Source organism: Finegoldia sp. (assembly GCF_046991905.1).
GTDB lineage: Bacteria > Bacillota > Clostridia > Tissierellales > Peptoniphilaceae > Finegoldia.
In genome coordinates this window covers 1-9,483 of the sequence record NZ_JBKWZF010000055.1, presented here as the reverse complement: position 1 = coordinate 9,483, position 9,483 = coordinate 1, and the positions used below count along the sequence as shown (strand labels likewise).

The 9,483-nt window shown below is 29.5% G+C and carries 11 protein-coding genes; all 11 read left to right on the top strand.

The genetic code is table 11. The features are described from left to right. Positions 1 to 378 precede the first annotated feature (378 nt). The 11 genes from ACLUJM_RS11535 (at position 379) to ACLUJM_RS11485 (ending at position 9,375) form a co-directional block, all read left to right on the top strand. Complete coding sequence (locus ACLUJM_RS11535) at positions 379 to 504, top strand: erythromycin resistance leader peptide (protein ID WP_165737339.1); 126 nt, start codon at positions 379 to 381, stop codon at positions 502 to 504. Positions 505 to 561: 57 nt separating this feature from the next. Then, positions 562 to 1,293 carry a 23S rRNA (adenine(2058)-N(6))-methyltransferase Erm(A) gene (gene erm(A), locus ACLUJM_RS11530; RefSeq protein WP_412412867.1) on the top strand — a complete coding sequence of 244 codons (732 nt, stop codon included), beginning with the start codon at positions 562 to 564 and terminating at the stop codon, positions 1,291 to 1,293. Between the two features lie 216 nt (positions 1,294 to 1,509). Continuing rightward, positions 1,510 to 2,034, top strand: coding sequence for a phosphotransferase (locus ACLUJM_RS11525; protein WP_001176020.1), 525 nt, complete (start codon positions 1,510 to 1,512; stop codon positions 2,032 to 2,034). 45 nt (positions 2,035 to 2,079) lie between these two features. Further along, on the top strand, positions 2,080 to 2,469 hold the full coding sequence (locus ACLUJM_RS11520) for a hypothetical protein (protein ID WP_001041172.1): 390 nt from the start codon (positions 2,080 to 2,082) through the stop codon (positions 2,467 to 2,469). A 201-nt stretch (positions 2,470 to 2,670) separates the two neighbouring features. Further along, positions 2,671 to 3,576 carry a class I SAM-dependent DNA methyltransferase gene (locus ACLUJM_RS11515; protein WP_207778512.1) on the top strand — a complete coding sequence of 302 codons (906 nt, stop codon included), beginning with the start codon at positions 2,671 to 2,673 and terminating at the stop codon, positions 3,574 to 3,576. Continuing rightward, positions 3,557 to 4,591, top strand: coding sequence for a restriction endonuclease subunit S (locus tag ACLUJM_RS11510; protein WP_070654290.1), 1,035 nt, complete (start codon positions 3,557 to 3,559; stop codon positions 4,589 to 4,591). Before ACLUJM_RS11515 ends, ACLUJM_RS11510 begins: the two co-directional genes overlap by 20 nt. A gap of 60 nt (positions 4,592 to 4,651) precedes the next feature. Continuing rightward, positions 4,652 to 4,966 (top strand): DUF3847 domain-containing protein, encoded by a 315-nt coding sequence (locus tag ACLUJM_RS11505; RefSeq protein ID WP_004825302.1) that lies wholly within the window; start codon positions 4,652 to 4,654, stop codon positions 4,964 to 4,966. 312 nt (positions 4,967 to 5,278) lie between these two features. Further along, the gene (gene mobQ / locus ACLUJM_RS11500) at positions 5,279 to 6,919 is read left to right on the top strand and encodes a MobQ family relaxase (RefSeq protein WP_412412866.1); all 1,641 of its coding nucleotides are present in this window, start codon (positions 5,279 to 5,281) and stop codon (positions 6,917 to 6,919) included. 73 nt (positions 6,920 to 6,992) lie between these two features. Next, a complete protein-coding gene (locus ACLUJM_RS11495) occupies positions 6,993 to 7,166 on the top strand; it encodes a hypothetical protein (RefSeq protein ID WP_412412865.1) in 174 nt (57 codons plus the stop codon). Between the two features lie 184 nt (positions 7,167 to 7,350). Then, complete coding sequence (locus ACLUJM_RS11490; RefSeq protein WP_412412864.1) at positions 7,351 to 7,878, top strand: PcfB family protein; 528 nt, start codon at positions 7,351 to 7,353, stop codon at positions 7,876 to 7,878. A 426-nt stretch (positions 7,879 to 8,304) separates the two neighbouring features. Continuing rightward, positions 8,305 to 9,375 (top strand): PDDEXK nuclease domain-containing protein, encoded by a 1,071-nt coding sequence (locus tag ACLUJM_RS11485; RefSeq protein ID WP_150890830.1) that lies wholly within the window; start codon positions 8,305 to 8,307, stop codon positions 9,373 to 9,375. Positions 9,376 to 9,483: the final 108 nt, after the last annotated feature.

Sequence of the window (9,483 nt, the reverse complement as noted above, 5' to 3'; positions counted from 1 at the left end):
AGAGCCAATCTTTGATATGTTTCCATCTACGAGCGTGGATATGTTCCCCATAACCTTAGGGGTTGAGAATGCAGTTTTGATAGCTATCAAGGCAACTCGACACACGTTGAAGCAGCAATTCTGATGACGTATTGTGGTTTGGACAAGGAATAATAGGAGTCAACCACAACATGTAGTGGTTTGAGTACGAAAATTGGGTCAAAAACAGGCTAAAAAATACCGTTTTTTGACCCTTTTAAATAGGGCATTTGACAGATGACATTTGATGTTTCGGGATTAAAAATCCATAGGGTGAGGTAGATTAGCACAGAACTTTATTGAATAGAGAAATTAAAAGTGATATAATCAGTTGCATAAGGAGGAGTTAAATATGTGTACATGTATTGCAGTAGTAGATATTACTTTATCTCATTTATAATGAAAAAAATTAAAGGAGGTAAAGGTATGGGTATGTTTTCTATATTTGTTAATGAGAGATTTAATTATCAACCAAACCAAAAATAATTGGTTATAATGAGCTCTTAAGATTAGTTCATTATAACCGGCAAGGAGAAGGTTATAATGAAACAGAAAAACCCGAAAAATACGCAAAATTTCATTACATCTAAAAAGCATGTAAAGGAAATATTAAAATATACGAATATCAATAAACAAGATAAAATAATAGAAATTGGGTCAGGAAAAGGACATTTTACCAAGGAACTTGTGGAAATGAGTCAACGGGTGAATGCTATAGAGATTGATGAAGGTTTATGTCATGCCACGAAAAAAGCAGTTGAACCTTTTCAGAATATAAAAGTTATTCATGAGGATATTTTGAAGTTTAGCTTTCCTAAAAATACAGACTATAAAATATTTGGTAATATTCCCTACAATATTAGTACTGATATTGTAAAAAAGATTGCTTTTGATAGTCAAGCGAAATATAGCTACCTTATTGTAGAGAGGGGATTTGCTAAAAGGTTGCAAAATACCCAACGAGCTTTAGGTTTGCTGTTAATGGTGGAAATGGATATAAAAATTCTTAAAAAAGTGCCACGAGCATATTTTCACCCTAAGCCTAATGTAGATTCTGTATTGATTGTACTTGAAAGGCAAAAACCATTTATTTTAAAGAAGGACTACAAAAAGTATAGATTTTTCGTTTATAAATGGGTAAACAGGGAATATCATGTTCTTTTTACTAAAAATCAATTAAGACAGGTGCTGAAGCATGCGAATGTTACTGATCTTGATAAATTATCCAATGAACAATTTTTGTCTGTTTTCAATAGTTACAAATTATTTCAATAAATTAAAAATAATTAAGCGTTCTCTAACTTTAAGAGAACGCTTAATCTTATTACATTGAAAAATGCATTCTATTATTTTCAATTATTATGATATAACATAATTATCATTTTACTTATTTGCATATTTGCACGAAAATATAGTTATCGACGACTATTCTGATAATAGCAACTAATATAGTCAATGATAACTCAAAATTTATTGATATAGTAGGTATATGTGCAACTAATTAGGGAAGATTTTAGCTTGCCATTTCTGAAACAGCTAAAACAAGTATTGCGTAAAGAATGCGCCAGTCTTCCCATGGACTTAAAATGCTTGCTTGGGGCACACATAAAACCCCTTGAACAATCTATTGACAGAGTTGAAGGACTGTCGGAGATTCTAAGACGAAGTAATCCTAAAATGGCCCTATGCCATACAGATATTCATAATTGGAACTTGATGCAACGGGATGAGCAGTTAGTTCTAATTGACTGGGAAGGCTTGAAATTGGCTCCAGTAAAAGCTGATCTCATGTTTTTTGTTGATAAGCCATATTATGATGTATTTATGAACATATACCTGAAATTACACAAAGATTTTTTAATCAATACGGATGCTTTGTTATTCTATCATATTAGACGTAAACTAGAAGATATATGGGAGTTTATTGAACAACTTTTATATGACAATCAAGAGGATAAGGAAAGAAATGAAACTATAAAAGTTCTTGATGGTGAACTGAATAACTTAGTGTTTTGAAAAAAGAATAACGTATTATTAAGCTAAATAATATTGGAGAAGAAAATGAATAAACAAGAATTATATCAAATTGCTTTCAGTATAATTAATCATAAAAAGTTACGGAACTTTGGAACTTCAGGGCATGTTGAGACGGTAGCTCTGTTGTCCAAACTAAATACAGAACATCATTTAGATATAGAAATAGGGGAAGATGAATTATCTGAAATTGACTTTTCAAAAGACGCAACTTATGGAGAAATTAAAAAGTATGTGTTAGATAAATACGTACTAAAAGTTTCAAGCCTATATATTGCACAAATAAAAAGGAAACATGGTCTAATAGAGAGAGAAAATTATAATTTTAGTAAGAAAGAAAATCAAAGAGTGCCAAATTGCCCAGAAGAAAAAGAAAAAGCAATCGAAGATGCTTTAGAGCATTTTGGAATGATTTAAATAATATCTAAGATTGAAAATTTTAAAATTAAGACTTAAAAACTTTAAGATTAAAAAGATATGTACTTCTTATATAACCTAAGAAGATTAATTGAAAATCAGGGGAACGATGATGGTAAAATAAAAAATTTTAACAACTAAAGAAGAATTAGGCATTATTGCCAAAGAGGTTTTTATGAAGTTAAAAATACTGAAAAAGACTTGTTAGAATTGAAAATTTTAGATCATTGTGCAGGCAGCGGAGCGTTTTTAGTAAAAGCAATGGCAAATATGATAAAAGAAGTTGGTGGAGTAAATACAAAAGAAGCAGAAGATATAAAACAAAATAAACTTTATGGTATCGAGTTTGATAGAGAAATTTTCGCCCTAGCTTGTGCTAATATGCTTATTCACAAAGATGGCAAGACAAATTTGGAACAATTTGATACAAGGGAAAAAGAAGCTTGTAAATGGATCAAATCTAAAAACATAACAAAAGTATTGATGAATCCACCATATGAGAGAAAATATGGTTGCAAAAAAATAGTTACAAATGTATTGGATAATGTACCTGCTGGTATTAAATGTGCATTTATTTTACCAGATAAGAAACTAGAAAAAGATAGAATGCACTCATTACTGAAAAAACACACTCTTGATATGATTATAAAATTACCAGAAAAACTTTTTGATGCAGGAGTAACAACAAGTGTATTTGTTTTTGAAACTGGAAAACCACAAAAAGATAAAAAAATATTTGCTTGCTATATGGAAGATGATGGACTTGAAAGAGTTAAAAATCAAGGTAGGCATGATATAAAAAATAAGTGGAAAGAAATAGAAAAATATTGGCTAGAAGTTGCAAGAACAAAAGTAGATACAAAATATAACACACACCAATGGATAGATTCAAAAGAATATTTATCATATCAAAAACCACAGAAACCTTTTGAAATATATGAAGAAGATTTTAAAAAGACCATTATAGACTTTATACTCTTTGAAGAAAAAATTGACGTAAAAGAATTTAATGAAAAACTTTTAAATCAAGTTTTGTATAAATCAGAATATAAAGATGGTAAACTCATGCTAGATGTAGGTGGAGAAAATGAAGAAAATAAAGATTGATGATTGGAAACCTTTTGAAATAGAGAAGTTATTTACTGTAAAAAGACCTAAATCAAGAAGTGTAAAAAAATATAATGAGGGAGAGATACCTTTTGTATCTTCTGGAAATTATAATAATGGTGTCGATAGTTACAGAGAGCCTATTGATGATGAAGATTTAGATAAAGGAAATTGTATAACAGTAAGTCCAGTTGATGGTAGTACATTTTACCAACCAAAAGATTTTTTGGGAAGAGGTGGTGGAGGGTCATCAATAATGCTTTTATATAATGACAATCTAAATAAATTTAACGGGTTATTTATTGCTTCTGTAATAAGAGAAAGTTTAAAGATAAAGTACCAATATAACGATATGGGATCTAGTGATAGTATAAAAAAAGAAAATATACTTTTACCAGCATTAGACGATGAAACACCAGATTGGAATTTCATGGAAGAAGCAATGAAAAGGCTTGAAACCAGAGAGAGAGAGAGTACAAGCAATCTTACAAGCTATTTAAATAATGCAAAATTAAATAAGGTTGATACTTCAAAATGGAAAGAGTTTATAGTTGGTGATTTATTTGAAAATATTAAAAAGCCTGACGTGCTTCATGCAAGAGAAGTCGTTGAAGATGAGAACGGTATTCCTTATGTAGTAAGAACAAAATTTAATAATGGTATAAAATATAGAGTTACTGAAACTAAAAAAATGACTCCTAGCCCTAAGGGAGTTATATCATTTGGTGCAGAGAATGCATCATTCTTTTATCAAAAAGAAAACTTTGTATCTGGAAGAGATATTTATTATATTGATACAAGACATTTGAGTGAGAAAGCATGTCTATTTTTAGTATCGTGTTTAGACACATTGACTGATAAATATTCTTATAGTTATGGACTATTTCCCGATTTGTTAAAGAAAGAAAAGATAAAACTACCAGTAGATGTTCATGGTAATCCCGATTGGGATTATATGGAGAAATATATTGAAAAAATAAAAGAAAATTGCAATAGAGAAATTCATTGTGTTTGAATTAAAAACGATTAGAAATAAAAATCTAGTCGTTTTTTTTATTGTAAGAAAGGACACATTATGACAAGTAAAAGATTAAGTATTGAAGAACAGATTGAAAAGAAAGAAGAAAGCATTAAGCAATTACAAAATCAAAAAAGACAGTTGAAGAAAAAACTTAATGAACAAGAAAGAAAAGCAAGAAACAAAAGACTTATAGAAAAAGGAGCAGTGTTAGAAAGTATTTTTGAAGAAAGTATTGGTTTAACAAAAGATGAATTTTATAAACTAATGAAATCATTAAATGGTGAAGAAATAAGATTAAACATAATGGGAATTTTAGAAGAAAGAATAGATGATAGTGTAGAAAAATCATCTAAAGAAGAAATAACATAATTGTCCCTTGGTTACAAGGGCGCAATTATACACCCTAAAGGGTGCTTGCGTCCTGCGGAGCCAAACCCTTGCAGGGAGCAACAACCATTCGCTTTTTAAAAGTCAAGGGTAAATAAACTCGCTAACGCTCGCCCTTGACTTTTAAAATTTGAAATGAACAAAACAATTAAGCCGACATACTGAAACAACAAAAATTAATTCAGTAGTCGGCTTTTTCTATTCTATCATTTCAAAACGCTCATTCATAAAGTGGCTATAAAAATCTATTAAGCCTCCACCTAAAACAACAAAGAAAGAAAGGAAGTGATAAAAATGGCAGACAGTTTTCATTTTTCAGTAAACATAATATCAAGAGGAAAAGGAAAAAGTGCAGTAGCAAGTGCAGCATATATAAGTGGAGAAAAAATAAAAAATGAATGGGACGGAGTAACCCATGACTATACAATAAAAGAAAAAGTATTAGTAAAAAATATAATATTGCCTGATCATATACCAAAAGAATTTAATGATAGGTCTACCTTATGGAATAAAGTAGAAATGGCAGAAAAAAATTCTAATGCACAACTAGCAAGACAATTCATAATAGGACTACCAAAAGAATTAACTTTAAGTGAAAATAAAAACCTAGTCGAAAGATTTATAAAAGAAAATCTAACATCACAAGGAATGATAGTAGATTATGCAATCCATGATGAGAGTCAAGACAAAAATGGAAATATCCATTGTCATATAATGACCATAATGCGACCCATAAACGAAAAAGGAGAGTTCTTAGCAAAGTCAAAAAAAGAATATATCCTAGATGAAAAAGGAGAAAAAGTATTAAACAAAAATGGAAAACCAAAGACAAGAAAAGTAGAACTAACAACCTGGAACGATAAAGGCAATGTAGAAAAATGGAGAGAAAATTTTTCAGACCTTTGCAATGAATATCTAGCAAAAAACAAGATAGAAAAAAGAGTAGACCATAGGAGTTTTAAAAGACAAAATTCAGATTATCTACCGACAATCCATTTAGGATCAGCAGCAAGTGCAATGGAAAGAAAGGGAATAGAAACTGACAAGGGAAACTATAATAGAGAAATAAGAAAATATAACGTACTTGTAAAAACAATAAAAGAAGAGATAAAAATATTAAAGGGTTGGATAGGAAATCTATTAGATAACCTAACTACTGCTTATGAAAAATTTAAGGATATAGAAAGAGATAAGGTAATAGACAACCCTAAACTTTTCAATCTAACAAATTATCTATTAACATATTCAGAAATTCAAAAAGAAAAAAGTAAATATCTAAAAGGATATGCAAAAACCAATAAAGAAAAATATGACTTCAAAAAGCTAACAAGTGCATATAGTTATTTAAGAAAAAATAACATAGAAACCATAGGTCAGTTACAAACAAAAATAGAAACTTTAAAGTCTAATAGTTATAGGCTAAATAAAAAAGCAAAGACAATCCATAAAGAAATGGAAGATGTAGAAAATAAAATTCTATACTATGAAATCTACAAAGCCAAAAAAGAAGTTTATGAAGAATATCAAAAGAAAAATATATTCACAAAAGACACATTCTATAACAAACATAAGAAAGACATAGACCAATATAAGGTAGTAAGTGGGAAATTAAAAAAACTCCTATCAGATAAGGAAAAACTAAGTCCTAAAAAATGGAATGAAGAAAAAAATCTTTTAATGGCAAATCTTGAAGAAATAAATAAAGAAAAAGACAAGATAAAAGATGAATACCAGGAAATTAATCATATAAAATATTCAGTAGATTTTGTAAACAAAGAACTTGGCATAGACTTATCCATAGAAATAGATAAGCTAATAAAACAAGGTGAAAAACCAAGTGTAATAGCACAGATTAAAAAATTCCAAGACCAAGTCAATAAAGATAATGAATACAGAGAAATGATGAAAAACAAGAAAATGGATCAAGAAAGATAAGACCTGGTAAAAATATCTTATCCAAGCTATAATATGACCAAGAAAATAAAGGCAGATCTAGGAGGTAATAGAGATGAATAAAAGGCAAGAGCTAATAGATGAACTCATAAAAGCAGATCAATATGGAACATACAAAACATATAAAAGCACAGAAGAAATAAAAGCAATGAACAATGAGGAAATACAGATTATATATTCCAATATGAAAAACTATCTATCAGACAAAAGAACGCACATAAACTACTAAAGGTGGAAAGGCATTATAAGCTATTTAAAAGTATAAAAGGTACAAAGACCTAAGAAAGTTATAAAAACATCAAAATAAAGCATTCCACCACCAAGAACAATAAAATAAAAACAATCAAAGGGAAGTATAGAAAAATTAAAGCCTATACTTCCCTTTTTTTAATTCAAACAAAGGAGATAAAAGCATGATAAACGAAGAAATAAGTAAAGAAGCAGGTCAAGCAGCACAAACCATAATAACATACACAATAAAGGCAGCAAAAGAATCAATCAACTTAGAAAAAGAAATAAGAAAAAAGATGAATGAAACTTTAGAAAAAGCAAACGGAAACCTAAAAAGTCTTATGGGCGATGAAATGAAAATAAAAGACCTCTACAAAAAAGGACAACTAGAAAATATAAGCATAGATCAAATCGACCTCAAAGACTTAAAAAAAGAACTAAATAAACTTGGAGTAAGTTTCTCAGTAATGAAAAACAAAGAAAGCCAAAACTATGAAATATTCTTCCAAGCCAAAGACATAAAAGTAATGGAATATGCCTTTAAGCAAGTCATAGCCAAGGAAAATAAGAAAGAAAAAGAAAGTATCCTAAAACAAATAAAGAAATACAAAGACCTATCCAATAACAAGGACAATACAAAAGAGAAAGTCAAAAGAAAAGTAAAAGAAAAAGTAAAACCAAGTAAAAAAGATATGACTAGAGAAATCTAAGGGAGTAACGAAAAATTACACCCTTAAATAACCACAATAACAAGACTTCCGAAAATCGGAAATCAAGAATTTCGATTATCGGAAATCAAGAAAGGAGCAGATATGGCAACAAACAAAAGATATTATTGGATAAAATTAAAAGAAGAATTTTTCACAGACAAAATAAACAGAGGACATTGTCCTTAATGAGTCCAACCCATGTCCGACAAGAGATAGAGATAGAGAAAGATATAGAGATAGATAAAGAGAGAGAGGGAGAGATAGAAAAGATTTAACATTTTTGGTATAATCACATTAATTAAACTAAATGTGTAATGATAAAATGAGCTTGTTTACCGTAAGCTGATTGTGATAAAAAGATTAAAACTCCCACCATTGGTGCAAGAAATAGAATAAAATAAAGAAAATCAGATTGGAGTGATGAGAATGGATAAAAAAGATTTAGCTATTGTAGGAGATAGTGAATATATAAAAATGCTTGAGAAAATAAAAAAATCATATACAAGCAGGCAACTTAAAGCAGCAGTTTCGGTTAATTCTGAAATGCTAAAGTTTTACTATAGTTTAGGAGAAGAAATTATCAGCTTAAAGGCAGAAAGCAGATGGGGAAGCGGTTTCTATAAAAAATTAAGTTCGGATTTAAAAAATGAAATTCCCAATGTTAAAGGATTTTCTGTTACTAATTTAAAATATATGAAGAAATTTTATGAAATGTATTCGCCATTAAATCGTCCACAGCTTGTGGACGATTTACAAATATCTAAAGTCGGTGGAGATTTTAATATGATTTTTAGTATCCCATGGGGACATCAAAGATATATTATGGATAGATGTGAGGGAAATTTGAATAAAGCATTTTTCTTTATATCTAAAACATTAGAAAATAGCTGGAGTAGAGCTGTGCTTTTAAATTTCTTGGATACAGATCTGTTTGAGAGACAAGGAAAAGCAATAACAAATTTCACAAATAATTTGCCTGCAACCCAAAGTGATTTAGCTAATGAAATGACAAGAGATCCGTATAATTTTGACTTTATAGCTATAAGGCAAAATTATGATGAAAAAGAATTGAAAGACGCTTTGATGGATAATATTCAAAAATTCTTATTGGAGCTAGGTACAGGTTTTTCGTTCGTTGGCAGAGAATATAGACTTGTAGTTGGAAATTCAGAAGAATTTATTGATATGTTATTCTACAACATTAAGCTTCATTGCTATGTAGTTGTGGAGGTTAAAATTTCCGCATTTAAACCTGCGGATATAGGACAACTTGGAACCTATGTAACATCTGTAAATCATATATTAAAGGGAGATGGGGATAATCAAACAATAGGTCTTTTAATCTGTAAGACAAAGGATAATGTATTGGCAAAATATGCTTCTGAAAGCTCAAGAGAGCCTATTGGAATTTCAGAATATCATCTACAAAACTTAATTCCTGAAAGTTTAAAGGGAGCATTACCAACCATAGAAGAAATTGAAAACGAACTAAAATAAATTTTAAAAACATAATAAATGTACGCAAGACGGTAGAAGTAAAAACTATCGTCTTTTTTATTTGAAGAAAGGTAGGAGAGCATGGCAGATAAAAGAATGTTTTCACTA